27 protein-coding genes and 1 pseudogene are annotated in these 24,143 nt (G+C 69.5%); 16 read left to right on the top strand and 12 right to left on the bottom strand.

Features of this window, described 5'->3' with window-relative positions; genetic code table 11:
- The first annotated feature begins 18 nt into the window (after positions 1-18).
- Positions 19-1,017 carry a WYL domain-containing protein gene (locus tag AB0L91_RS20925; protein WP_365012222.1) on the top strand — a complete coding sequence of 333 codons (999 nt, stop codon included), beginning with the start codon at positions 19-21 and terminating at the stop codon, positions 1,015-1,017.
- Between the two features lie 116 nt (positions 1,018-1,133).
- A complete protein-coding gene (locus tag AB0L91_RS20920) occupies positions 1,134-1,772 on the top strand; it encodes a hypothetical protein (protein ID WP_365012219.1) in 639 nt (212 codons plus the stop codon).
- 99 nt (positions 1,773-1,871) lie between these two features.
- Here the strand turns inward: AB0L91_RS20920 and AB0L91_RS20915 are convergent, their stop codons facing one another.
- Positions 1,872-2,711, bottom strand: a complete 840-nt coding sequence (locus tag AB0L91_RS20915; protein ID WP_365012216.1) for a LysR family transcriptional regulator — start codon at positions 2,709-2,711, stop codon at positions 1,872-1,874.
- A gap of 106 nt (positions 2,712-2,817) precedes the next feature.
- Here AB0L91_RS20915 and AB0L91_RS20910 point away from each other — a divergent pair, with 106 nt between their 5' ends.
- The 4 genes and pseudogenes from AB0L91_RS20910 to AB0L91_RS20895 form a co-directional block, all read left to right on the top strand.
- Positions 2,818-3,543: an SDR family NAD(P)-dependent oxidoreductase gene (locus AB0L91_RS20910; RefSeq protein ID WP_365012213.1), complete on the top strand. Its 726-nt coding sequence runs from the start codon at positions 2,818-2,820 to the stop codon at positions 3,541-3,543.
- A 108-nt stretch (positions 3,544-3,651) separates the two neighbouring features.
- Positions 3,652-4,068, top strand: a complete 417-nt coding sequence (locus tag AB0L91_RS20905; protein WP_365012210.1) for a hypothetical protein — start codon at positions 3,652-3,654, stop codon at positions 4,066-4,068.
- Positions 4,069-4,358: 290 nt separating this feature from the next.
- A complete protein-coding gene (locus AB0L91_RS20900; RefSeq protein WP_365012208.1) occupies positions 4,359-5,066 on the top strand; it encodes an alpha/beta fold hydrolase in 708 nt (235 codons plus the stop codon).
- Positions 5,067-5,078: 12 nt separating this feature from the next.
- Positions 5,079-5,567: pseudogene (locus AB0L91_RS20895) on the top strand (DUF6817 domain-containing protein); the annotation flags it as partial.
- Positions 5,568-5,579: 12 nt separating this feature from the next.
- Here the strand turns inward: AB0L91_RS20895 and AB0L91_RS20890 are convergent.
- Positions 5,580-6,215, bottom strand: coding sequence for a TetR family transcriptional regulator (locus AB0L91_RS20890; RefSeq protein ID WP_365012205.1), 636 nt, complete (start codon positions 6,213-6,215; stop codon positions 5,580-5,582).
- Positions 6,216-6,311: 96 nt separating this feature from the next.
- Here AB0L91_RS20890 and AB0L91_RS20885 point away from each other — a divergent pair, with 96 nt between their 5' ends.
- The gene (locus tag AB0L91_RS20885) at positions 6,312-7,094 is read left to right on the top strand and encodes an SDR family oxidoreductase (protein WP_365012202.1); all 783 of its coding nucleotides are present in this window, start codon (positions 6,312-6,314) and stop codon (positions 7,092-7,094) included.
- A gap of 23 nt (positions 7,095-7,117) precedes the next feature.
- Here the strand turns inward: AB0L91_RS20885 and AB0L91_RS20880 are convergent, their stop codons facing one another.
- A complete protein-coding gene (locus tag AB0L91_RS20880; protein ID WP_365012199.1) occupies positions 7,118-8,770 on the bottom strand; it encodes an ATP-binding cassette domain-containing protein in 1,653 nt (550 codons plus the stop codon).
- Positions 8,771-9,127: 357 nt separating this feature from the next.
- Here AB0L91_RS20880 and AB0L91_RS20875 point away from each other — a divergent pair, with 357 nt between their 5' ends.
- Positions 9,128-10,030 (top strand): hypothetical protein, encoded by a 903-nt coding sequence (locus AB0L91_RS20875; RefSeq protein WP_365012196.1) that lies wholly within the window; start codon positions 9,128-9,130, stop codon positions 10,028-10,030.
- Here AB0L91_RS20875 and AB0L91_RS20870 read toward each other — a convergent pair.
- Positions 10,018-11,079 (bottom strand): acyl-CoA desaturase, encoded by a 1,062-nt coding sequence (locus AB0L91_RS20870; RefSeq protein ID WP_365012193.1) that lies wholly within the window; start codon positions 11,077-11,079, stop codon positions 10,018-10,020. The genes AB0L91_RS20875 and AB0L91_RS20870 overlap by 13 nt on opposite strands.
- Before the next feature lie 200 nt (positions 11,080-11,279).
- Here AB0L91_RS20870 and AB0L91_RS20865 point away from each other — a divergent pair, with 200 nt between their 5' ends.
- A complete protein-coding gene (locus tag AB0L91_RS20865; protein WP_365012190.1) occupies positions 11,280-11,603 on the top strand; it encodes a DUF4333 domain-containing protein in 324 nt (107 codons plus the stop codon).
- A 210-nt stretch (positions 11,604-11,813) separates the two neighbouring features.
- Here AB0L91_RS20865 and AB0L91_RS20860 read toward each other — a convergent pair whose 3' ends face one another.
- Positions 11,814-11,960 carry a DUF1059 domain-containing protein gene (locus AB0L91_RS20860; RefSeq protein WP_357346751.1) on the bottom strand — a complete coding sequence of 49 codons (147 nt, stop codon included), beginning with the start codon at positions 11,958-11,960 and terminating at the stop codon, positions 11,814-11,816.
- Between the two features lie 85 nt (positions 11,961-12,045).
- Between AB0L91_RS20860 and AB0L91_RS20855 the strand changes: the two genes are divergently transcribed.
- A complete protein-coding gene (locus AB0L91_RS20855) occupies positions 12,046-12,702 on the top strand; it encodes a class I SAM-dependent methyltransferase (protein ID WP_365012186.1) in 657 nt (218 codons plus the stop codon).
- A 127-nt stretch (positions 12,703-12,829) separates the two neighbouring features.
- Here the strand turns inward: AB0L91_RS20855 and AB0L91_RS20850 are convergent, their stop codons facing one another.
- The 5 genes from AB0L91_RS20850 to AB0L91_RS20830 form a co-directional block, all read right to left on the bottom strand.
- Complete coding sequence (locus tag AB0L91_RS20850; protein ID WP_355272536.1) at positions 12,830-13,591, bottom strand: SDR family oxidoreductase; 762 nt, start codon at positions 13,589-13,591, stop codon at positions 12,830-12,832.
- Positions 13,588-14,550 carry a hypothetical protein gene (locus AB0L91_RS20845; protein ID WP_365012183.1) on the bottom strand — a complete coding sequence of 321 codons (963 nt, stop codon included), beginning with the start codon at positions 14,548-14,550 and terminating at the stop codon, positions 13,588-13,590. The genes AB0L91_RS20850 and AB0L91_RS20845 overlap by 4 nt, the downstream gene beginning before the upstream one ends.
- A 112-nt stretch (positions 14,551-14,662) precedes the next feature.
- Complete coding sequence (locus AB0L91_RS20840; protein WP_357346754.1) at positions 14,663-15,454, bottom strand: alpha/beta fold hydrolase; 792 nt, start codon at positions 15,452-15,454, stop codon at positions 14,663-14,665.
- A 70-nt stretch (positions 15,455-15,524) separates the two neighbouring features.
- Positions 15,525-16,652 carry a cytochrome P450 gene (locus AB0L91_RS20835; RefSeq protein WP_365012179.1) on the bottom strand — a complete coding sequence of 376 codons (1,128 nt, stop codon included), beginning with the start codon at positions 16,650-16,652 and terminating at the stop codon, positions 15,525-15,527.
- Positions 16,653-16,666: 14 nt separating this feature from the next.
- Positions 16,667-17,782 carry a cytochrome P450 gene (locus AB0L91_RS20830; RefSeq protein WP_365012176.1) on the bottom strand — a complete coding sequence of 372 codons (1,116 nt, stop codon included), beginning with the start codon at positions 17,780-17,782 and terminating at the stop codon, positions 16,667-16,669.
- Positions 17,783-17,865: 83 nt separating this feature from the next.
- Here AB0L91_RS20830 and AB0L91_RS20825 point away from each other — a divergent pair, with 83 nt between their 5' ends.
- The 4 genes from AB0L91_RS20825 to AB0L91_RS20810 all read left to right on the top strand — a co-directional run bounded on the left by AB0L91_RS20825 (position 17,866) and on the right by AB0L91_RS20810 (position 21,047).
- The gene (locus AB0L91_RS20825; RefSeq protein WP_357346757.1) at positions 17,866-18,462 is read left to right on the top strand and encodes a TetR/AcrR family transcriptional regulator; all 597 of its coding nucleotides are present in this window, start codon (positions 17,866-17,868) and stop codon (positions 18,460-18,462) included.
- A gap of 21 nt (positions 18,463-18,483) precedes the next feature.
- Positions 18,484-19,233, top strand: coding sequence for a helix-turn-helix transcriptional regulator (locus tag AB0L91_RS20820; protein ID WP_365012172.1), 750 nt, complete (start codon positions 18,484-18,486; stop codon positions 19,231-19,233).
- Positions 19,234-19,372: 139 nt separating this feature from the next.
- Positions 19,373-19,540 (top strand): hypothetical protein, encoded by a 168-nt coding sequence (locus AB0L91_RS20815; RefSeq protein WP_355272523.1) that lies wholly within the window; start codon positions 19,373-19,375, stop codon positions 19,538-19,540.
- 235 nt (positions 19,541-19,775) lie between these two features.
- A complete protein-coding gene (locus tag AB0L91_RS20810; protein ID WP_357346759.1) occupies positions 19,776-21,047 on the top strand; it encodes a helix-turn-helix domain-containing protein in 1,272 nt (423 codons plus the stop codon).
- A 39-nt stretch (positions 21,048-21,086) separates the two neighbouring features.
- Here AB0L91_RS20810 and AB0L91_RS20805 read toward each other — a convergent pair whose 3' ends face one another.
- Positions 21,087-22,298 carry an oxygenase MpaB family protein gene (locus tag AB0L91_RS20805; RefSeq protein WP_365012169.1) on the bottom strand — a complete coding sequence of 404 codons (1,212 nt, stop codon included), beginning with the start codon at positions 22,296-22,298 and terminating at the stop codon, positions 21,087-21,089.
- 75 nt (positions 22,299-22,373) lie between these two features.
- On the opposite strand from AB0L91_RS20805, the gene AB0L91_RS20800 reads away from it, so the two are divergent.
- The gene (locus AB0L91_RS20800; RefSeq protein ID WP_357346761.1) at positions 22,374-22,997 is read left to right on the top strand and encodes a TetR family transcriptional regulator; all 624 of its coding nucleotides are present in this window, start codon (positions 22,374-22,376) and stop codon (positions 22,995-22,997) included.
- A gap of 10 nt (positions 22,998-23,007) precedes the next feature.
- On the opposite strand, the gene AB0L91_RS20795 is transcribed toward AB0L91_RS20800, so the two are convergent.
- The gene (locus AB0L91_RS20795) at positions 23,008-23,469 is read right to left on the bottom strand and encodes a MarR family winged helix-turn-helix transcriptional regulator (protein ID WP_365012165.1); all 462 of its coding nucleotides are present in this window, start codon (positions 23,467-23,469) and stop codon (positions 23,008-23,010) included.
- A gap of 59 nt (positions 23,470-23,528) precedes the next feature.
- Between AB0L91_RS20795 and AB0L91_RS20790 the strand changes: the two genes are divergently transcribed.
- Positions 23,529-23,924, top strand: coding sequence for a hypothetical protein (locus AB0L91_RS20790; RefSeq protein ID WP_365012164.1), 396 nt, complete (start codon positions 23,529-23,531; stop codon positions 23,922-23,924).
- Positions 23,925-24,143 lie beyond the last annotated feature (219 nt).

The following is a 24,143-nucleotide window of genomic DNA, read 5'->3' as shown; positions in this document are numbered from 1 at the left end:
CGTGGCAGGCTGGTCAGCATGCCGATCGCGTCCTCGACCGTGACCTCTCGTCGTCTGCTCGCGCTGTTGTCCCTGTTGCAGGTCCACCGCGACTGGCCGGGTGCGGTGCTGGCCGAGCGGCTGGCCGTGAGTGAACGCACGGTGCGGCGCGACGTCGAGCGGCTGCGCGAACTCGGCTACCCGATTCACGCGGCGAAGGGCCCCGACGGTGGTTACCGGCTCGCGGCGGGGAGCGCAATGCCGCCGCTGCTGTTCGACGACGACCAGGTGGTCGCGCTCGCGGTGGCGCTGCGGGTCGCGGTCGGAACGGGCGCGGAGATCGAAGAGGCCGCCGCCCGTGCGCTGACGACGGTGCGGCAGGTCCTGCCCGCGCGCCTGCGTCACCGTGTCGACGCGCTCGACGTGACCGCGGTCGAATCGGCGGGACGCGGAACAGATCCCCAGGTCGACCCCACTGTGCTGCTCGCCCTGAGCGCCGCGGTGCGCGCCGCGGAGGAGGTCCGGTTCGACTACCGGTCTGCGGCGGGGACACCCGGGGAGTCGCCGCCGGCGCGCCGGGTGCAACCACACCACCTCGTTGCCCGCGGCGGTCGCTGGTATCTGATCGGCTGGGATCCCGAGCGGCAGGAGTGGCGGACCTACCGCGCCGATCGGATGGTGTTGCGCATCCCCAACGGCCCCCGCTTCACCCCACGCGAGGTACCGGGTGGCGACATCGCCGCCTTCCTGTCCGCGCGGTTCAAAGGCTCCGGCACCGCGAACATCTGGCCGTGTCGCGGCGAGGTGATTCTCGACTTGCCCGCCGCCCGGGTGACGCCGTTCGCCGGCGACGGCACCGTCGAGGAACTCGGCTCCGCGCGCACCAGGCTCCTGACGGGATCCTGGTCCTGGGCCGCGCTCGCCGCGACCCTGGCCCGATTCGACACCGAGATCGAAGTCGTCGGGCCCGGCGAACTCCGCGACGCCTTCGCCACACTCTCCCGGCGCGCCGCACGCGCCGCCCGCCCGAGGCCGTGACCCTATCCAAAGATGTTGCGTACTGGGAGAATTCATCGGGCAGGCTGACACATTCGCGTGGGAGAGAACGGACGTGCGCCACCGACCACGCATCATCGCCGTCGGGATGGTTCGAGATGACATCGTTGGTACAGCAGCTGCCGGCCCTGATCGGCGTGCTGCTCGGAGTTGTCGCAACCTACCTGTCGACCTCGGCCGCCGAGCGAACACGATGGCGCCGAGCTCAGGCGATCCGATGGGATGAGAAGAGACTCGCCGCCTACACCGAGTACGCCTACGCGGTGAAGAAGGCGATCGGTCTCTCGGTCCGGATCGCCGCGCACCAGGGGATGCACCCCGACATCGACAAACTTCCCCTCGACGAAGGGCTGGTCGCCCTCGCCGCCGCGGAGGAAGCGCGAACGATGATGTGGGAGTCGGTGCTGATGTTGGGAAGCGAAGACGCGGTCGTCGCAGGCCGCAGGTGGCACGAGAGCGGGTTCCGTCTCCAGTTGATAGCAACCGGCAGGATCTCCGATGTCCCCTGGGCGCAGGCAGTCGAAGAGGCAAGTCAAGCGCGCCGCGGCTTCTATGAGGTCGTGCGGAAAGACATCGGACTCGCCATCCGCGGTTCATCGCAGAGCTATGAATGGCAACTGGCCCGGTTCCTCCAGCTGTCGAGCCCGTCCGGCGACACTGAGCACCGCACGGCGGAGATCCCGCCGACTCCACCGGATCGCCGGCTGGGCAGATCGGTTCCCGAGTCCTCGGGCTGATCGTGCGCCAGCGGGCCGCCCTCAGTCGACCGGTCGCGGATCCGCTGTACTGCCCACCGCCCGGGCGCCGATCGAGTCGATCAACGGCACGGGCGGAGGTTAGAGGCGTGTCGCCGTACGGACGAGGTCGGCGACGGCTCGGGATGTGCTGTGCGGTGGCCAGGCGATGACGGTCGTGACGGTCGGCGCGTCCGGCACCGGCACGGTGGCGTGGTCGGCGCGGAGTTGGGCGCGCAGCGACTCGGGGACGACCGCGCAGGCCCGTCCGAGGGTGATCAGCTGGGCCAACTGGGTGTGGTCGCGAACCTGCGGGCCGGGGCCGTCCGGATAGCTGCCGTCTCGCCGGGGCCAGCGCGGCAGGGGCAGGTCGGTCAAGGCGTCGACTTCGGCCATCGAGAGGTGGGGCCGGTGGGCGAGGGGATGTCCGGCGGGCAGGACCACGATCTGCGGTTCGGTGTGCAGGTCCTCGGTGTCGAATCCGGTCGTCGTGTCGTAGGGGCGGTGCAGCAGCGCGACGTCGGCACTTCCGTTGCGTAGCAGTCGTTCCGGTTCGCCGGGGCCACACAGCATCACCTCGACGGCGACAGCGCCGGGCTCGGCGGCGTAGGCGTCCAGCAGCTTCGACAACAGTTCGCTGGCGGCTCCCGCCTTGGTGGCGAGCACGACACCGGGCAGGTCGGCGGCGGCGCGGCGGGTGCGGCGCTCGGCGGCGTCGACCGCGTCGAGAGCGAGCCGAGCCTCCCGCAGCAGCACCGCCCCGGCCTCGGTCAGGGTGATCGCGCGCGAACTGCGGTGCAGCAGCACGACTCCGAGCCGTCGTTCGAGCTGCTGGATCGCCCGCGACAGCGGCGGTTGCGCCATCGCGAGCCGTTGCGCCGCCCGCCCGAAGTGCAACTCCTCGGCCACCGCGACGAAGTATCGCAACTCCCGCGTCTCCACCGGGTGATCGTATCCGGGCGTTCACCACGACCGATACCCGTGCGGTATCGGCGGCCACCTAGTCGGTCTTGGACGCGACACCTGGGCCCGCAACATGATCAACGACATGAGTGAACCCACGATCGCGCTGGTGACCGGCGCGAACAAAGGAATCGGATACGAGATCGCGGCAGGCCTGGGCGCCCTCGGCTGGCGAGTCGGGGTGGGCGCGAGGGATCGGCAACGCCGCGAGGCCGCGGTGGAGAAGCTGCGTGCGGCGGGGACCGACGCGTTCGCCGTCCCGCTCGACGTGGCCGACGACGCGAGTGTCGCGGCCGCGGCCGATTTGATCGCCGATCAGGTCGGCGGGCTCGACGTGCTGGTCAACAATGCCGCGATCGGCGGTGCTCTGCCGCAGACTCCCACCACGGTCGATCCCGCGACGGTGCGAGCTGTGGTGGAGACCAACGTGATCGGCGTCGTCCGGGTCACCAACGCGATGCTGCCCCTGCTGCGCGGCTCGGCGTCACCGCGCATCGTCAACATGTCCAGCAGCGTGGGTTCACTCGCCCTGCACACCACGCCCGGCATCGACATGGGCCCGATTCCCGTGGCGTACCTGGCGTCGAAGACCTTTCTGAACGCCGTCACGATCCAATACGGGAAGGAGCTGAGCGACACCAAGATCCTGATCAACTCCGCCTGCCCCGGTTTCACCGCCACCGACCTCACCGATTTCCGTGGCGCCCGCACACCCCGGCAGGGCGCGGCGATCGCGATTCACCTCGCGACCCTGCCCGACGACGGACCGACCGGCGGATTCTTCGACGACGCGGGACCAGTGCCCTGGTGAGGAGGCCCCCATCTCGGCCGGCAGGCATGTCGATCTCCGCGGCTCCCGTTCGACCTACGAATGAGAAGGCCGGCAAAGGCTGGAGGACCCACCCGAGGGAGGAAGCACATGACCGCCAACGATCTCGATGTACTGCTCGGCTCCTGGGAACTCACCGGGCGCACCCACAAGTCCGACCACGACGACATCATCGGGGAGCTCACCGCGACACGCATCCTGGACGGCGGGCTCCTACAGCTCGACGGCAGGATGCGGATCGGGGACACGGAGATCCACAGCCTGGAATTGATCTGGCCGGACGAGGCCGCCTCCGGCTTCGCCGCGCACGTGTATTCGGGTTCCGGCGCACCGCTGAACTACCGGTGGCGCCGTGAGGGTGACACTCTCGTGCATGCCGGTCTCGGCATGACCTACACCGGAACCATCAGCACCGACGGTGCCACGATCACCGGTTCGTGGTTGCCCGACCCGGACCGTCCGGACATGGCCGAGGCGGCCTACGACGCCACCATGCGCCGGGTATGAACGGCGCGGGGTGTGGCGCGCTATCGGCGAAGGCGATACCTGGACAACAGGATTGACCCGTTGGTGGTGTGTCGCTGATGATTGTCGTGGGCACAGGGCGGCAACTCGTCCCCTGCTCCGAACCGTTCGGGACGGAGTATGCGAGTGGGTGTCGACCCGACGTCCGTGACGGAACCCCGTCATTCCCGAGGTCGGCGAGGAGCATCGATGAATGCGGCTGATTCTGCTGTGCGCAAGGGCGATCCGAAGCTGTCCGGTGTCAGCGGTGACATCGAGCGATCGGATCGCCCATGACCGACGTGAACTTCACCCGGGATGGGGCCCTCCTGCGAGGAACCGTGACCGGCGCGGGCCCGACGGTGCTGCTTCTCCATGCCGGGGGTGAGCACCGCGGCGTGTGGGGTCCGGTCGCGTCGCGGGTCGCCGCGGCCGGTTTCCGGGCGGTGGCCTTCGATCTGCGTGGTCATGGTGAGAGCACGGGGGAGGCGGTAGATCTTCGCGTGCTCGCTGAGGATGTGGCCGAGATGGTGCGGCGCGAGCCGCAGCCGGTCGTCGTGGTGGGTGCCTCGGTCGGCGGGCTCGCGGCCATCGCCGCTCTCGGCGAACCGGATATCGCGCGTCGGGTGGCCGGGCTGGTGCTGGTGGACGTGGTTCCGAGATCCGATCCGGATCGGGTGCGTGCCTGGCTCGGCGAGATCGGGCTTCGCGATCGGCACGCCGAGCTCGCGGACGACAGCCTCGCGGCGGGGTCCGCGCTGCACGCGACAGCCGTCGGATCGGACGTGCCCCTTCTGCTCGTGCGCGGCGGCCGGTCGCCGCTGACCGACGCGGAAGTGGACCGTTTTCTCGCCGATCGCGATGTCCCGGTCTCCTGGGTGCCGGATGCCGGTCATCTCGTCGCTCGGGACGCCCCCACCGAGCTCGCGCGCATCGTCGCACGGCACGCCGCCCGCTGGGTCGCTGCCGTCGGCGTGGTGCGGGACGCGTTCGACCTGTAGCGCGCCCTCGGCGCCGAGAAGATCGACCACCCCGGTGGTGCACTGTACGCACACTTGCATCGAGTGCACGACCTCGTGGTCGAGTGGAAAGCCGCGCCGCGAACCCGATTGGCCGCGATCTGCCACGCGTCCTACGGTACGGACGGATTCGCGACCGCCCTCCTGCCGACCATCGATCGAGGGCGCCTCGCGGACGTGATCGGGCACGACGCGGAGGCCCTGGTGTATCTCTACGGTGGGTGCGACCGCGACCGGACCTACCGTGATCTCGGGCGACAACCGCTGCTGGTAGCCGATCGATTCACCGGAGGTTCCCGGCTGGTCCAAGGCGCTGAGCTGCATGACTTCGCCGTGCTGACGATGGCCAACGAGCTCGATGTGGCCCGTCACGCGCAGTTGCCGCGATCCACACAGACGGGGATCAGAAGCCTCGTCGTCGCACTGGCGAGCTACGCGCCCGACGAGGCGGTGCGGGTCCTCGCCGACGAAGCGCTCACCTGAGCGACCTCGCCGCTACAGGAGTGCGTGGGCGGCGAGGCGGGCCAGGCAGGTGTCGACGACGTCGGCGGCCGAGCCGGGCTCCGCCTCGGCGGCCCACCGTTCGGTGCCGAGGCGCACCGCCGTATTGGCCATGGCGGCGGCGAGCGCGACGTCCAAATCGTCGGAGGAGCGGCCGGTGCGGGCCGCGATGATGGGGATCAGGCTGGCTTCGCAGTCCTGCTGGACGCGCAGCCAGGTCGCCCGCAGGGCGGGGAGTTCGGTGGCGGCACGCAGCAGCGGGTGCAGGAGCTTGTCGGCGACGTCGGCGTCGACCAGGGCCGCGGTGGTAGCGGCACGGTAGGAGCGGCTCAGTGCCTCACGCAGCGACAATTCGGGCGGGCAGGCGGCCAGTTCGTCGGCCCAGGCCTGGGTGCCGATGGCCAGCAGCGGGGCGACGACGTCCTCCTTGCCGGAGAAGTACCGGTAGAAGGTCCGCAACCCCATCTCCGCCGACGCGGCGATGTCCTCGACGGTCGTCGCGGCGTAGCCGTTCTCGGCGAAGAGATGGGCCGCGACCATGGCCACCTCGCGCCGGGTGGCCGCACGGCGGATCTCGTTGAGCGCAGGCCGCCCCGGTGCGGTCGCTGCCTGGTTCCGTTGCCTGGTCACCGGCGCACTATACCCAGCATCGATGACTTCCTTGCACGTCGTGTCATTTGTGGCATATTGTGCCAGAAACACCCTGAACGACGAGGAAGAGATCTCATGAACCGTCTCGAACAGCGCCGCATCCTGGTTACCGGAGCGGGATCCGGCATCGGCCAGGCCACCGTGCTCCGCCTGTTGTCCGAGGGTGCGATCGTCGTCGGTGCCGATGTCAATGCCGAGGGCCTGCAGATGACCGGTAAGCGCGCCGCCGAAGCGGGCACCGACATCCGATTCACCGCCCTCGAGATGAACATCGGCGACGAGTCCGACGTCGTCGCCGGTGTCGCGAGCGCCGTCGAGACCCTCGGTGGGCTCGACGCTCTCGTCAACGCCGCGGGCGTGCTCCGCGCCGCGCATACCCACGAGACGTCCCTGGATCTGTGGAATCAGATCATCAACATCAACCTCACCGGCACGTTCCTGGTGACCCGCGAGGCCCTGCCCGCCCTGCTCGCCAACCCCAGCAGCACCATCGTCAACTTCAGCTCCACCTCGGCGACCTTCGCGCATCCGTACATGGCCGCGTACTCCGCGAGCAAGGGCGGCGTCCAATCCCTCACCCACGTGCTGGCCCTCGAGTACGGCAAGCAGGGCCTGCGGGCGGTCAGCGTGGCCCCCGGCGGCATCAAGTCGGGCATCACCGACGCCACGCCCGGCTACCTCCCGCAGGACTCCGACTGGTCGCTGTTCAGCCGCCTGATCGCCGTTGTCCCGCAGGACAACCCAGAGGAACTGGCCGGTCCGGAGAATGTCGCCGGCGTGATCGCCATGCTCGTTTCCGACGACGGCCGCTTCATCAGTGGCACCGAAATCCGCATCGACGGCGCCGCCCACACCTGACCACTCGCCGCTGACGGCCCGCGCTAGCCGGCGATCAGCGCCGGGGCGAGCTCCAGGCGTGGCCAGTCGGCCAGGTCGGCGCGGAGCTGCCGGTCGTGGGTCGCGATCACCACCGCCGCGCCCGTGCCGGTGAGGGCGGCGGTGAGGTCGTCGACGAGGGTGGCCGACAGGTGATTGGTGGGCTCGTCGCACAGCAGTAGTTCCGGGCGGGCGGAGAGGTGCACGGCGAGCTGGAGCCGGCGCTGCTGCCCCTGCGAGAGTCTGCCCACCGGAGTGTGCCGTGCTCGCCGCTCGAGCAGCCCGGTGGCGGCGAGGGGTACCGGCTCGGCGTCGTCGAGCGCGCCGAGGTGGCGGTCGTAGAGCTGCTGGGCCGTCAGCGCGGGGTCCCATGCGGGAACCTCCTGGCCGATCAGCGCGATCCGTGCCGTCGGCCGCCGGTCGACGGCACCACCGGTCGGGTCGAGCCGACCGGCGAGGACGGCCAGCAGCGTCGATTTGCCTGCCCCGTTGGCCCCGGTCACCAGCAGCCGCTCGCCGGTCACCACCGACACCGTCGCGGGCACGTCGAGGCGGCCCGCCACCGTGACACCCCGCGCGTGCACCAGCGCGGCTCCCGGCCGCACCTCCGCTTCTGGAAAGCGCAGGCGCAGTGGAGGTTCCGGCACCGTGACCGCGTGTGCCGCCAGCGCGTCCCTGCGCCGGTTCAGCGCCTGGACCAGGCCGGGCGCTCGGGACTGTCGCTCGTGCCTGCCGTGTCCCTTCTCCGGGCGCCACCCGGTGCTGAGCCGATCACGGGCCTCGGCGACCGCCTCGCGCAGGCGTGCGTGCTCGGACGTCTGGTCGGCGTACTCCTGCTCCCAGTGCGCCCGTGCCCGATTCCTGCCGTCCTGCCAGCCCGCGTAGCCTCCGCTGAACAGCCGCGGTCGGCCGTCGAGGCTGGGGTCGAGGTCGAGGAACTCGGTGCCGACGTCGCGCAGCAGCGCCCGGTCGTGGCTCACCACGGCCACCCCACCGGGATGGGTGCGCAGCCGTTCGGTGAGGAACTCGAGACCGGCGCGGTCGAGGTGGTTCGTCGGCTCGTCGAGCAGCATGATGTCCGGCGCCGCGCCGAGCAGACAGGCCAATCGGACGCGCGCGCGTTGGCCCACCGACAGCGTCGCGAGCGCGCGGTCCCGGTCGGTGCACGCGCCGAGGGCGGCCAGGGCGATATCGACGCGGCGTTCGGCGTCCCAGGCGTCGAGCCGGGTGGCGGCGTCGAGCGCGTCGGCGTAGGCGTCATCGGCGCCCGGCACACCCTCGGTGAGGGCGAGAGTGGCCGTGTCGAGGGCACGCAGCGCCCGCAACGCGGGGCCGATCGTCTCCGCGACCAGCGTGCCGACGGTCTCTCCGGCTCGGCAGGGAATGGACTGGCGGGCGATTCCGAGGGTGCCCACCCGGGTGACGGATCCGGTGTCGGGCCGGATCAGCCCGGCCAGAATGTGCAGGAGGGTGGATTTGCCGCGGCCGTTCTCGCCGACGATCGCCAGCCGCGACCGGGCGGCCACGGTGATCGAGGTATTGGTGAGGACCGCACGATCACCGAGGGTGTGATGGACACCGATCGCCCTGAGGTGCGCGCTCGCGCCCGCGGGCAGGTCATGAGTGGATACGCGTCGTGGCGCGGGGGAATTCGACATGGAGGGCTCCGTCGTTCGAGGAAGGAGCCGGGCACGGCACAGGAAACACCGCCCGGCAGGACTGCTCGGACGGCGGCGGAAGAATAGGGGGTCAGAGAGGTCCGGTCGCCGCCGTCAGCGGAACGACCAGGGCTTCATCATCGCGGTGCCACACATGGGATCGACCCTAGCGGCGGCGGTGCGACGTCGGCAACGGAATATCGACGGCGCCCCGGTCACGGCAGAACCCGGGTGATGGCAACTTCTCGGCACCATCGAGCCGGGAGCGGCTGCCTCGGGGTTGACACGGTGGCGACCACGGCTTTGACTGACCAGGAAGCTGGTTTCACCTCGTTCGACACTGTCTGAGGGGTAGAAATGCGCAGCACATCGTGGGCGGGCCCGGCGCGGCGGTCCGCTGTCGGACACGGGTTCCACCTGATCGTGGCAATGATCGGTGCGTGCCTCCTCGCGGTCGCGGGGACGCAGACGGTCTCCGGCCAACCGGTGGCAAACGGCGACGGTACCGGGTTCTCGCTTCCCTTCTCCGGCGCGCCCGCCTACGAGTACGTCGCGCCGACGCAGCTGACGAGTCCGGACCAGCTCAATCAGCCACTCGGTCAGGAGTGGGCCGACACGATCGCGGGCCAGATCGGTCTCAACCGGGCCGACGCGCTGAGCGAGCAGCAGTATCTCGACCTCACGTCCGGGGGCGGCGTCGGCGGGAACCTCGACGCGGCCGCGGTGATCGTCGCCTGTGTCGAGATCCTCACCAATACGGTGGGCCGCCCCGTCTACTCCGAGGTCGACGGGCAGAGCGTGACCTCGGTGCTGGGCAGCTACGGACTGTACGTGAACCCCAGCGGACTGCTGGAGAGCCCGGCCAACGCCGACGCACCGACCCGACAGGTGAACACCCTCATCGCGCCCGGCGGTTTCGTCGGCAACTGGTTGCGGGACAACGGCGCGCTCCACAGCCTGACCGCGCTCTACCGCTCGGCCTACACGGTCCAGGCCGCGTATGGCTTTGCGGCACAGCAGATGTCGGGTGCCGCGCAGCTGGTGACCAACACGAAGGGCGGTGTCAGCGCCGAGGTCGGCATGTCCATGGCGCCGCCGCTGTGGATCGTGAACTTCGCCCTGATCTACATCCTGAACCCCACGCTGGCGGCCGGGATGCCCGCCTACTGGGCCCCGATCCCGCCGCAGATGGCCGCGGCGATCAAGGCGAGCCCCACCGGCCAGGTGCCGTACCGCGACTACGCGGGCTACTTCGGCTGACGGTCGGGGTCGCGCAGGGGCGCACCGACGCGATGCAGGTGGACGAGCGCCTCCCGGTAGGACGCGACCAGCCCGGTCTCGTGGTACGGGACGCCGATCTCCGCGCAGTAGTCCCGGACGATCACCTGGGCGCGACCCAGATTCGGGGTCGGCATGCTCGGGAACAGGTGATGCTCGATCTGATAGTTGAGCCCGCCGAGCGCGAGGTCGGTCACGAGGCCACCACGCACGTTGCGGGAGGTCAGGACCTGACGACGGAGAAAGTCCGGACGATCGTCGCCGGTCAGGGTCGGCATGCCCTTGTGGTTCGGGGCGAAAATGCTGCCCATGTACAGACCGAACAGCCCCTGGTGCACGGCGATGAAGGCGATGGCCTTATCGGCGGGCAGCACCGCGAAGACCGCGGTCGCGTACGCGGCGAAATGGCCGAACAGCAGCGCGCCCTCGACCGCGCGGTGTTTCATCGATCGATTACTGAGCGCGCGGACACCTGCCACATGAAGATTCAAGCCCTCCAGCACGAGCAGCGGGAAGAACAGGAATGCCTGCGCCCGGCCGATGAGGCGGGGCAGACCACGGCTGGACCGCGCCTGCTGTTGTGACCAGACCAGAATGTCGGGCGCGACATCGGGGTCGAGTTCCTCGTGGTTGGGATTGGCGTGATGACGGGTGTGCTTGTCCTGCCACCAGCCGTAGCCGAGGCCGATGCCGGCATTGCCGACGATGCGGCCCATCACTTCCGTCGGCTGCCGCAGCCGGAAGACCTGGCGATGGGCGACATCGTGCATGACCAAGGCGATCTGTGCGAAGGTCACGGCCAGGAAGGCGGCGACCAGCAGGGTCCACCAGGAATCACCGACAAGAAAGAACGCCGCCCACCCGCCGACGAACGCGGTCCCCACGAGGCCGAGCCGGACGGCGTAGTAGCCGGGCCGACGGCGCATCAGCCCGGCCTCGGAAATGCGGCGCAGCAGCCGGGCGTAGTCACCGTCGGCGCCGCGCCGCGGTGACGAGGGAGATGATGCGGGAACCAGGGAGGACGTCGTCATGATCCCGAAGTTATCGGCGGAATTCTCACCTCTCGTAATCCCGCGGTATGACATCGAATAGGACTGCGGAGTGATTTTCCGGCCCGTGCCGCGACATTGCACAGTTCGACAACGTCGCCCCGAATTCCCTCCCGGACGGGGGATCTGAGAGTAACTTTACAGCTAACCTGCTTTTCCCTCGGCATGAGTGAGGTTCGATCATGAGGGCACTGCGCACTGTTCCCGCCGTCCTCGTGGCACTGCTGTCGGCGGCAGCGGTATCCGCCGGATGTTCGGTGTCGGTCGGCACCGCCACCGTCGACAAGGAGGCGGTGGCCGAGCAGATCAGCACCCAGCTCGCGAACCAGGTGGGCGAGACCCCGGACCGGGTCACCTGCCCCGAGGACCTGAAGGCCGAGAAGGGCGCGACGATGACCTGCACGCTCACCGAGCAAGGCGCCACCTACGACGTGAAGGTGACGGTCACCTCGGTCGAGGGCGACAACACGAAGTTCGACATCGAGGTCGCCGACACGCCCAACTAGCTCAGTCCGCCGCGTGGTCGGCGGCGCGCCCCGCCACGTAGTCGGTCGCCCAGCGGTAGTCGGGTTTGCCGCTGGGGGAGCGGGAGATGGTCTCGGCGACCCAGATCCGACCACAGTCACCTATTCGCTGACCATCGAGCGGAACGCGGGCTGGACGATCACCGAGGTGGGCAGACTGCAGAACTCCCTGCCGACCGCGAAGTAGCGTGGTCAGTAGGCGATGAAGAGGATCTCGTCGCGCGTGTAGTCGTGATCGGGGTGGTTCGCGGCCAGGTGCGCCTGGGTCTGGGTGACCAGGTCGTCCTCGTTGTCGGCGTTGATCTGGGTACCGCAGGGGCAGTTGAGGCGAGTCTTCATCACGTGTCTCCTGTGCCGATCACTGTCCGGCGATCTGCTGGACGGTAGTCCGGAGTGTATTCCAATTGCTGTGTTAGCGTGAGTCATGGGACCCGTAGACGAGATCTCCGCCGAGGCCGGTGCGCTGTTCGCGCTCGCCGAGCAGGTCACCGGATTCATGCCGGCAGACGAGGGGCGCGCGCTCTACGCCGCCGCCCGCGACTACGCGGGGACGGGAACCATTCTGGAAATCGGCACCTACTGTGGCAAGTCGGCGATCTATCTGGGCGCCGCGGCCCGGGCGACCGGCGCGACCGTCGTCACCGTCGATCATCACCGTGGCTCGGAAGAGCACCAACCGGGCTGGGAGTACCACGACACGAGTCTGGTCGACCCCGAGACCGGTGTCTTCGATACCGTGACGGCGTTCCGGCGCACCATGGTGCGGGCCGGCCTGACCGACACCGTCACCGCGATCATCGGGTCCTCCACCGCCGCCGCGCGCCTCTGGCGCACGCCGCTGACCATGCTCTTCATCGACGGCGGCCACACCGAGGAGGCCGCCCGGCGCGACTACGACAACTGGGTGCACTGGATCGCGGGCGGTGGGCTCCTGGCGATCCACGACGTCTTCCCCGACCCCGCCGACGGCGGGCAGGCCCCGTTCGGCATCTACCGCCGTGCGCTCGACAGCGGCAAGTTCCGCGAGCTCTCGGTGACCGGGTCGCTGCGCATCCTGCAGCGCGTCGCCGCTTGCGGTTAGCGGTCGACGACGTCGCGGAATATGCCGTCGGCGGTGTCCAGGCATGGGCTACGAGTCCTACGAGAAGATCGCCGACCGCATCGAACGCGCTGCCCTGCGCATCCTGCGGGTCCCGTAGGCGACAGCCTCAGATGTGCGCGCCCCCGTCCACCTGGATGGTGGTGCCGGTGATGAACGCCGCGTCGTCGGAGGCCGCCATCGCCACCACACCCGCCACCATCTCGGGCGAGCCGAGCAGCGGTCCGATGGCCGGGGCCATCTTGCTCAGCAGCCCGGCGTCGATATCGGCCGGGACATCGGTGAGGCTGTAGGTCATCGGTGTCTCGATGCCGCCCGGCGAGACGCACACCGCGCGCAGGCCGTGCTTGCTGTACTCCAAAGCCAGTGTGCGGGTGAACGATTCCAGCCCACCCTTGCTGGCGGCGTACGCGGCGCGGTAGGGCGCGGCATAGGTGGCCGCGCTGGAACTGATGTTGACCACCACCGCGTGCTCGCTCTCCAGCAGCGCGGGGAGCGCGGCACGGGTGACCAGGAAGGGACCGGTGAGGTTGGTGCCGAGCACGGTGTTCCACAGCTCGATGCCGGTCTCGTGCAGATGCGACAGGCGGATGATCCCGGCGGCGTTGACGAGGACGTCGAGCCCGTCGGCGGACAGTCTCGGCACCACCTCCGCGACCGCGACGTCGTCGGTGACGTCGAGGATCTCGTAGCTGAACCGTTCGGCCGCACCGTGATCGGCCGCCAGCTGCCGGGTCTTCGCCAGTGCCGCGGCGGTGCGCCCCACCCCGGTCACCACCGCGCCCTCGGCGAGCAGGCGCGCGACGATGGCCTGGCCGATACCCGAGCCGGCGCCGGTGACGAGCGCCCGGCGCCCGGCGAGGCGATTCACCGGGCCTCCACGATCGCGACCGGTCCGGACGCGGGCAGCCGGTCGAGATCGCCCGGTTCGGCGACCACGTCCACCGGGAACGGCTGGACGGCGGGCGGCGGCAGCCCCGGGCCGACCACCAGCCCGCCCCGCACGTCGAGCCGGTCCATTTCCTGGATGATCGGCTCGTAGCGGGCGGGCAGCAGATTGTTGTGCCACACGAAATCCCGCACCTCGGCCGCCGTGGTGAGACTGCGTTGCGACACCGGGGAGCACACCGGGACGCGCGGATCCCGAAAAGTCATGCCGCTCACGAACTCCCGCATGAACTCGGCGGCGTATTGCTGCAAGGGGGAGTGGAACGCGCCCTGGTAGGCGTCCAGCACGAACATGTGCCGGGCGTCGGCCGCGGCCTCGATCTCCGCGTGGAGCTCGCGCAGTGCCGCGGTGTACCCCGACAGCACGAAGGAGCGGTTCACGCCGTCGATGGGCCCGGTGTCGACGGCCAGGTACAGCCCGGGTCGTGCCTGCCCGTAGTAGCGCTCGGGCACGTCCTCGATCGGCACCGACAGCAGCGCCATGCCCTGGCCCGCGATATCGTCCGGTCTCGGCACCAGTCGTCGATGGCGCAGCATCCCGAACAGTTCGTGCCGCTGCACCGCCCCGGCCACGCAGGTGCTGATCAACGCTCCCAGGCTCAGCCCGCCCGTCGCCACCACCTCCACGCCCCGGGCGGAGAGATCTTCGGCCAGACCGAGATTCAGCGCGGCCTGCCGCAGGGCGCCGATACTGTGCCGATCCTCGGGTGTACCGAGCAGTTCCGCGTCCGGATGCCGGCCGCGCAGGATGTCCACGGACAATCCGGTGCACTCGGCCGCCTCGTCGTAGGCGTTCTCCACCGCCGGGCAGGTCCGGCAGAATTCGTCGATCGTCTCCGGCGTCATACTGACCTGACCGCCGAACAAGTAAGCAAACCTCATCACCCATCGAATACAGCAAGCGGGCCGGGGTACCGGCAAGAGCACCGCTGGACCACCTCTCAGCCGCCTCCCGGCCGGTGGTACCCCTGGCGAGTAGTACTACCGCGCGGGTTCAGGGGCGCAGCTCGGCGAGGAAATCGCGGAGCAGTTCGTGGAATTCGTCCGCGTGGGTGAGGTTGACGGTGTGCTCCGCGCCCGCCACGGTGTGGAATCGCACCGGCCCGCCCAGGCCCTCGGCCAGGGCGGTCATCGCCTCCGCGGCGAACGCCGGGTCGGAGGCGCCGCGCACGAGCAGCGCGGGGCAGTCGATGTCGCCGAGCAGGTCCGCGATCGAGTCGACATTGACCAGGGCGTCGGCGGCGGGCGCGACCCGGCGGCGGTCACCGCTGAGCCATTTGTCCAGCCACCGTTGGTGATCGGCGCGATCGTTGCCGATCACCAGCCCCGCGATCATCTTCGCGATCGCCGCGAGCGGGCTCGATCCCACCCAGGCGTCGGTGACCTGCCGGAACCCGACCCGCTGCGGCTCGGAGAACTCCCGCGCCGAGGTGCCGACGAGGGCGAGCCCCGCCACCCGCGGCGGACTGAGCAACGCCATGCGCAGCGCGATGAAACCGCCCTGCCCCACGCCGCCCGCCACCACCCGGTCCAGCCCGAGATGGTCGGCGACGGCCCAGGCGTCGCGGGCCAGATCCCAGAAACTGAAGACGGTGTCGGGACTCTCGGTCAGCCCGTGGCAGCGCGCGTCCACCGCCACGACCCGGTACTGCGGCGCGAGCGCGGCCAGTTGGTCGTCGAACATCTCGTGGTCCATCAGGAAGGAATGGCCGAGGATCAGCGCGGGACCGTCGCCGCCGCTGTCGACGAAGTGGACTTTCGCGCCCGCGGAGATCGCGTACGGCACAACCGTGGCTCCTGTCAGTCGTGCGACCCCCTGGGGGTCGCAGCCTAACAAGAGCCCGGCCGGCCGCCGGTCACCACCGCACGGGCAACTCCCGCACGCCGCCGGTGAAAGTGGTTGTGCGCAATGCTATTTCGGACGGATCCACCGCCAGTTCCAGAGTCGGGAACCGGGTCACGAGCTGCCGGAAGACGGTCTGCAGTTCGATGCGTGCCAGCGGTGCGCCGACGCAGTGCCGCAGCCCGTGGCCGAAGGTGACGTGCGCCGCGCCGGTGCGGGTCACGTCGAACCGGTCCGGATCGGGGAAGACCGCCGGATCGTGATTGGCGGAGTCCAGGTCCAGCAGCACCAGGTCCCCCTTGCGGACCGGGCACCCGTCGAGTTCGGCATCGTCGCGGGCGTACCGGGGAATCCGGGGCATCGGCGCGACGCGCAGCAGTTCCTCGATCGCGGTCGGCACCAGGTCCGGATCGCGCACCAGCGCCTGCCATTGCTCCGGGTTCTCCAGCAGGCGCTTCACGCCGAGACCGATCTCCACGACCGTCGTCTCGTGCCCGCCGAACAGCAGCCCCAGACCCAGCATCGCGATGCCGTGATCGCCCAGGTCGCCCCGGGCGCACAGCCGGGCGAGGACGTCGTCGCCGCCGGTGGCCTTCTTCCGTTCGATCAAGGTCAGGAAGTAGGCGAACAGCCCGGCCACGCCCTCCTGCACCTTCGCGGTCTCGACCTGCTCGGACAGGCCCTCGGTCCAGGCGCGGAACTGGTCGCGATCCTCGTAGGGCACGCCGAGCAGCTCGCAGATGACCAGCAGGGGCAGCGGAACCGCCACGGCGGTGTGCAGGTCGGCGGGTGAGCCGGTGGCGGCCATCTCGTCGAGCAGCGCGGTGGTGAGCTCCTCGATCCGGGGTGTGAGATCGCGCATGCGCCGCGGGGAGAAGTACGGCACCACCAGCTCCCGCAGGCGCGCTTGATCGGCCGGCTCGGTGTCGAAGTTGCCCATCGGTCCGCCGAAGAACATCGAGTCCGAGGCGCGCGCGGCGGTCTCGGGAGTGGGATGGGCGCGGCCCAGCCGGGGATCGGCGTAGAGCCTGCGAACCTGGGCGTGACCGGTGGCGACCCAGCCTTCATGGCCGAGCGCGGTGGTGGTCCGGTGCAGGGTCGTGGTGACGGGGCACCGGGCGGAGGTCGACTCCGTGGTCATCGCGGACTCCTTTCTCACCAGGCCACCGGCAGGGAGAGCAGGCCGCTGGTCGCGACGTCGTCGCGCCGCGGCAGGGTCTCCGGGTCCGCGTCCAAGCGGAGCGTCGGGAAGCGCTGCGTCAGTTGCCCGAACACCGCTTGCAGCTCGACCCGGGCCAGCGGCGCGCCCAGGCAGTAGCGCGGGCCGTAGCCGAAACCGAGGTGCGCGCCCTGCTGGCGCAGGATGTCGACCTTGCGCGAATCGGTGTAGACGGTCGGATCGTGGTTGGCCGAATCCACGTCGAGCAGCAGGAGTTCCCCGGTCTTCACCTCGACGCCCTCGATCACCAGATCGGTGCGCGCGTAGCGGGCGAATCCGGTCGACTTGTGCACCCGGAGCAGTTCCTCGACCGCCTGGGGCACCAGCTCCGGTCGCCGCACCAGCAGCTGCCACTGATCCGGCTGGCGCAGCAGTGCCAGTGTGCCCAAACCGATCTCGACCACCGAGGTCTCGTGCCCGGCCAGCAGCAGGCCCAGCGCGAGGGTGGCGATCACGTCGTCGCTGATGTCCTCGACCTCGCACAGCTTCGACAGCACGCCCGGACCGGGCTCCTTACGCTTGCGCTCGACGAGTTCCTTGCAGTACAGGAACCATTCCGCGCCGGCCCGCGACGCCTTCGCGGCGTCGTACTTGTCGAACAGTCCGGCGGTCCACTCCCGGATCATGCCGCGGTCGTCGTAGGGCACCCCGAGCAGTTCGCTGATCACCAGCAGCGGCAGCGGTACCGCCAGCGCCTCGTGCAGATCGGCGGGCGAGCCGTTGGCCGCCATCTCGTCCAGCAGCTCGGCGGTGTAGGCCTCCACCTGGGGTTGCAGGGCTCGCATCGCGCGCGGGGCGAAGAACGGGTTGAGCAACTCCCGCATCCGGGCGTTGTCGGCGGGTTCGGTCTCGAAATTGCCCAGGGGAGCGCCGAAGAACGGTGAGGCGGTGGTGCGTGCGGCGGTCTCCGGCGTCGGATGCGAACGACCGAGCCGGGGGTCGGTGAACAGCTTCTTGACCCGGTCGTAGCCGCAGACCTGCCAGGCCGGATCACCGGTGAGGGTCTGGACCCGCTGGATCGGGCAGGCGAGCTGGGGTGCGTCGGTGGTCATCACTCACTCCTATATGTTCGCTTGTACAAGCGAAGTTAAACATAGGAAGTTGTACCATTCGACTTGAACAAGGAGGTAGGTCCGTGGCCGCCAGCAGCACACCCGCGCCGAGCCGTCGCATGCCGCGCGCCGAACGGCGTGAGCAGATCCTCGAAGCGGCCACGCGGGTATTGGCGCGCAACGGATTCGGCGCGACCGGCCTCGAGCAGATCGCGGCCGAGGCGGGCATCACCCACGTCATCCTGTACCGGCACTTCGCGTCCAAGGCCGACCTGTTCCGGGCGGTGCTCGAGCGGGCCTACACCCGGCTCGGCGACACCATGGGGACCGAGCACCCCGGCGGCTCCAGCCTGCCCGCGCTGCTCGCCGCCGCGACCGCCGATCCCGACGCCTTCCGGCTGCTGTTCCGGCATGCGGTGCAGGAGCCGGACTTTCGCGACATCACCGATCTGGTGCGCGGCTATTCGACCGTGGTCGCGCAGCGGTATCTCACCCAGGCGATCCCGGACGGGCCCTGGCAGGACTGGGCGACCCAGGTGATTCCCGGCTTCATCCTGGACGCCGTCATCGCCTGGCTCGACGTGGGCCGCCCCGATCCCGAGGGCGCCGCCGCGCGCATCGGGCGGGCCGCACTGGCACTGATCGAGATTGCGAAAGACGGTGCGGCCGCGCAAGAGTGAGCCGGACCATCGAGGAGGATCATGCACGGGCCAGGGGTGCCGACACTCGCCGACTTCGTCCGCGCCCATCGGCGCGCGACCCGACCGGACCATCCGCGCGGCATGAGTCGCCAGCAGCTGGCCACGGCCATCCACTCCAGCGTCGGCTACATCGCCAAGATCGAACAGGGCGGCGCGAGCAATCCCAGCCCGTCGGTGCTCGACGCGCTCGCCGAGGTCTTCGCCCTCGACGGCGACGAGCGCGCGCACCTGTATCACCTGGCGCAGCAACGGTTCCGGCGTCCCGCCGCCGCGCGTCCCCGGCAGCTCGAGCCGGAACTGCGCACCACCGTGGACGCCATGAGCCCGCATCTGGCGGCCGTGCTGAACGGCGGCTGGGACGTGATCGGCGCCAATGCCGCCTTCGACGCGGCCCTGCCGGGGTTGCTGGCCAAGGGCAACCTGTTGCGCTGGCTGTTCACCGATCCGCGGGCCCGCCTGGTGATCGAGGAGTGGGAACGCGAGGCCACCGTGATCACCGGCTGCTTCCGTGGCTACGCCGGGCGCGTCGGCGACCGCGACGACCTGCGGAACCTGTTGAGCGAGCTGGGTGCCCAGCCCGACTTCCAGCGACTCTGGCGCGCGGGCCGGGTGTACCTGGACCGGCGCGACCCCACCGTCCGGCTGCGGAACCGAAAGACCGGTCAGCCCTTCGGAATCCGGGTCCAGCAGTTCAGTACCCCACTGCCGCACCCGAATCGGCTGCTGCTGGTGGGTTTGGTCGACTTGTAGGTATCCATGACGATTTCCCGAGTTCTACGGAGAAAATCAAGAACTCCCGCGAAGTGAACCCGCCGCGATCTTTCTGTGATCTGATCGAGATGTCCCCGAGATGGGGGCGATCAGAAAGAATGCAATCGAGGTTGACTGTATGAATTCCAGAACTGCCCGTCCGCTCGCCGTCGCCGTGCTGGCGTTGTCCGCCTGCGCCCTGGGTGCGGGAACCGCCACCGCGGCGGCCCCGGCCCCGGTGGCCGGGTCGGTCGAGGTGTGCCTGCCCCTGCCGGTCGGTCCGCTCGAGGTGAGCTTGTGCCTGTGATCCGCTAGCCGGAATGCCTCCGGTGGTGGTGGAACCGTCCGTAGGGAGCGGGATTGCGCGGTCCCGTCAGGTTTCATCACCGCCGGACGGCGGGTTCGCGCGCCGGTGCCGTTGGGGGAATCCCTAAACATTCCGGTATTCCCTTACCGCCTGTCACAAGCGAACCCGACGTGGCGGTTTGTTCTACGCGGTAAGTTGGGAGCTTGCCCAGTTGTCTGGGTGGGAAGGATTCATCATGGCTGGCTCAGCATCCCTCACACCGTTCTTGACCGCAGCGGGCCGTCCGGTATCGACCCCGCTGAAGGATGTGCGGGCGATATCCCGCCAGATGGTGGGCCATTTCATCGAGAATGTGGCGCCCTGCGCGACGTTGCCCACCGAAGTCCTCGACGGTGACGTCACCACGGTGACACGGGTGTGCCTGGAACTGACCGGCGGTGTGCTCGACGGCCGCGACCTCCCCGGGCGTCTGGAACGGATCCAGGCGGCGGCCGCGGGCTGGGCGCGCGAGGGCATTCCGATCGACACCATCCACAACGCGGTGCACGAGGGCTTCAAACTCGGTTTCGACCTGGTGACCGCCAATGTGAACAACCACGACCACGCGACCGTCGTCGGCGTGGCCCGGCGGCTGACCGATGTCCAGAGCACGATCACCGCCGCCGTCTCGGCGGCCTATGTGCGGGAACTGCGGTCGGTCGTCAGCGAGCACCACACCGCCGTGCACACCCTGACCTCGGCCCTGCTCGGTGGGCAGAGCACCTCGACGATGGCCAGGGAATGCGGGATCGAGATCGCCGATCGATACCACGTGATCGCCCTGGCGCTGCCGCCGCACGCCGAGGAATTCGACCCGGCGCTCGACGCCAACGTGGTCGCCCGGCGCAAGTTGCGGCGCGTGCAGGCCGAGCTGGCCAATCGCTGTGTCGGCAAGGTGCTGTCGCTGCTCAGCGTCGACGGCGGCACGCTGCTGCTGCCCGCGGCGGAGTTCTCCGAGCACGAGCTCGACGAGCTGGTCATCGGATTGTCCGCGGCGGCGCAGGTGCCGGTGCGCGCGGTGACGACGCCCGCGGCACCGGCTGACATTCCGCGCGCCGCCGAGCAGGTCCACGAACTGGTCGAAATAGTGCACCGGCTCGGTGGTCCGAGCAAGGTGTACCGCCCGCACGAATTGGCTTTCGAATATCAGCTGACGCGCGAGGGCGCGGCGCGTGATTATCTGAGTTCGGTCGTCGATTCCCTCGAGGCCCATCCGGAATTGCTCCGCACGCTCGAGGTGTACATCGCGTCGAATCTGCGCCGGACGAATACCGCGCGCGAGTTGTTCGTCCACACGAATACCGTCGACTACCGATTGAAGCGCATCGGGCAGCTGACCGGCTTCGACCTGAACGATGTCACCGGACTGTGCTACCTGCGCGCGGCCCTGCTGATCCGCGCGCACCGTGGCCTCGGCAAGCCGGAGGACGGCCATCCCGACGACGAAACCCGCTCGCGCGCGGGGTGAGTCACGCGGTCACGTCGTCGGGTCGGCGGCTCGGTCCGGTCAGGCGGCGTGGGTGAGTCGGGCGGCGGAGGCGCCGATCGCCGGGCGGGCGCCGACCAGCGTGCGCATGAATCGATCCTGTTCCCGCGCACCGCGCGTCGCGGCCCGGTCCAGTCCGCCGGGCAGTACCCGGGTGGCCGAGCGGACGAGATTGGTAGGGATCCGGAGCGCCGGATACCAGGGAATCACCACCGTTGGCAGGCCCAGCGCGCGCATCGTGCGGCGGCCGAGGAAGGTCCCCGTCACCGACAGATGCTGGGCGTAGGCGAGGCGGCGGCGCACGGCGGGCAGCCGGTCGTAGTTCCACGACAGCGGATCTCGCGACATCGGCACCGCCAGCTGGCGGGTCGACTCGTCCGGGTCGGCCAGGGCCGAGAGCGTGTGCACCAGGACGCGCACGCCGTCGCGGAACGACTGCGGCAGCCACTGCTCCTCGACGCCGAGCAGGCTGCCGACATAGCGGACCAGGTGCGCGAGGTCGTCGGCTTCGGACGGTGTGAGCAGCACGCCCATCCCCAGCGCGCCGATCGCCGGTGCGATGAAGGCGCCGACCAGCGTGGCCGCCATATCGGTCTGATTGATCGGCAGCCCCCAGTCCCCGGTCTGCCAATCCGGCATGGCGGCCACATGGCGTCGCACGAAGGCGTGGATGAGCCGTACCCGGATGGTGGAGCGATAGCCGAGGCCCAGCGGAGCGAGCCCGTCCTCGGACAGGACGTCCATCGCCCACTGCATCGTCTCGGCCCAGCGCTGATTGGAGCCCTTCTCCAGGGCGCCCGTGCGCAGCAGCGTCTTGTTGAAGCCGGAGAACTGGTAGCCGCCGAGCATGGCGACGTCGCGCGCGATGTACATACCGTCGGCCCCGCTGCTCAGCAGCACCTTGGCCCCGCGCACGAGCTTGTCGTGATCGACCCACGCCGGCACCGCCTCGACCTCGGCGAAGAACGCGCGCAGCGGTTCCGGCGCGTCCGGCACGGCGGCGATGCCGTGGGTGAGTGCCCGGTCGAACAGCGGGCGCATCTGCTTGCTGCCCGCGGTGACCATCCACTCCACCAGCTGATCCATCGGCTCGTCACCGACGAGCAGTCCCTCGCCGAGGCGGCGCCACTGATCCGCGTCGGGGCCGTGGACACCCAGGGTGGCCGCGAACCCGCCGACGATCACGGGGGTGCGGTGGGGCCGGTCGGGGTGTCGGGTGGGAACGGTAGGCATCGGCACTCCTCGTTGAGCGACGTAAACTGGATAACGACTGATATCCAAAGTAGGCCGCCTGCTAAAGTGCTGTCAATGGCGCGTGCGGAGGTGGTCCGGCCCTATCGGGGCATGAGCGCGGCGAATCGCCGGGACGAACGCCGCGACAAGCTCCTCGCCGCGGGTCGGCAGGTCTGGGGCGAGGCCGGGCTGACCGAGGTCACGGTGCGCCGCGTCTGTGCCGCGTCCGGATTGACGCCGCGCTACTTCTATGAGCAGTTCGCCACCAGGGACGCGCTGGTGCTCGCCGTCGCCGAGCAGGTGCACGAAGAGCTGGCCGCCACCCTGGTCGAGGCCAGTCAGGCCCAGGCCGACGGCCTGCGGGACAAACTGCTGCGGGCGTTGACGGCGTTCCTCGACGCCATCGCCGACGACCCGCGGATCCACCGCATCCTCACCAGCGACACCCACGGCACCGCGGGCCTCGAAGAGCTTCGGGCCCGCTCCGTCGGCATCATCACCGATCTCGTCGTGCAGTACAGCGCGGAGTTCCTCGACGCGCCCGCGAGTCCGGAGAGCCGGCGCCAGGAAGCGCTCTTCGTCGTCGGTGGGATCAATCAGCTCATCGACGCCTGGCTGCGCGACCCCCGTCAGTCGAGTGTCGAATTGGCCACGCTCTGTACCGAACTCGCCCTCGCGGTGGCGCGCAGGGGGCGTTGACCGCAGCCTGTCAGGCGTCGGGCCGTGGGCGGCAGGACGGATCGTGCGCGGTGAACAGCTGGGTGAGCGCGGTGTCCATGGCCTGCTGTGTCGCCGGGCTGAGGGCAGCCAGGAAGTCGGACTGCGTGCGCTCCAGGTCGGCGAAGGCGTCGGTGAGGGTGCGTAGGCCCTGCGCGGTCGGGACGACCACGTGCCTGCGCCGGTCGGCGCCGCGTTCGCGGGTGGCCATGCCGGTGCGCTCGAGGCGGTCGACGACGGCGACCATGGTCGTCCGGTCCAGGCCCGTCGATCGGGCCAGATCCTGCTGCGAGTGCGTGCCCGTCGCGGCGTAGGCGAGCACGCGGAAGTCCTTGCCGCGCAGGTCGTAACGCTCCAGCGCCTGCTCGACGGCCTCGCGCGCCGCGTCGCCGACCCGGAACAACAGGAACAGCGGCGCCTGGGTGATCCGTGCCACCGGATTCGTCTCTCGCATCACCCCACTATAGTCACGTACGCTGATCATCAGTATCGCTGATGATTGGAGCGTGTCGAATGTCCGATTCCCGTGCTGTCAAGATCGTCCTCGTAGTCCTCGGCCTGATCACGATGACGCCGGTGCTCGCCCTGGTGACACCGGCGGCCCTGGAGTACTACGGGCTCACCCAGCTGGCCCCGATGGAGGAAGCTCTGCTCCGGCACCGCGGCATGATGCAGCTGGTGCTGGGTGCCGCGCTGGTCTGGGCGGCGTTCGTCCCGGCGGTGCGGGTGCCCGTCGCCCTGGCCGCCATCGCTACCAAGGCGACGAATCTCGTGCTGACACTGTCGGATCCGGCGACCCGGCCGGACGCGCCGCTGTTCAGCACGGTCTTCGACACGCTCGCCGTGCTGATCCTGATCGGGGTGGTGGCGGTGCGCTCGCGTCCGGCCGCCGAACGTCCGGCGATCTGACGGCCCGCGGTCAGCGGCGGTTGGGTTCCTCGGTGACGAGGCGATAGATCACGTAGCCCGCGAACCACGTGATCATGACGGCGCAGGCGATGACGAGGATCTCGATCGCGACAACCATATCCCTCACTCCTTCAGGTGTTCGCTAGTTTACGAACTCGACTCGATATCGAGTTTATCAGGGTGCTCGCTGACCGGCGCCGGTCGGCCCGAGCGCGGACG

The organism is Nocardia sp. NPDC051833, from assembly GCF_040681225.1.
Classification (GTDB): Bacteria; Actinomycetota; Actinomycetes; order Mycobacteriales; family Mycobacteriaceae; genus Nocardia.
This window is presented reverse-complemented; position numbering and strand designations above follow the sequence as displayed.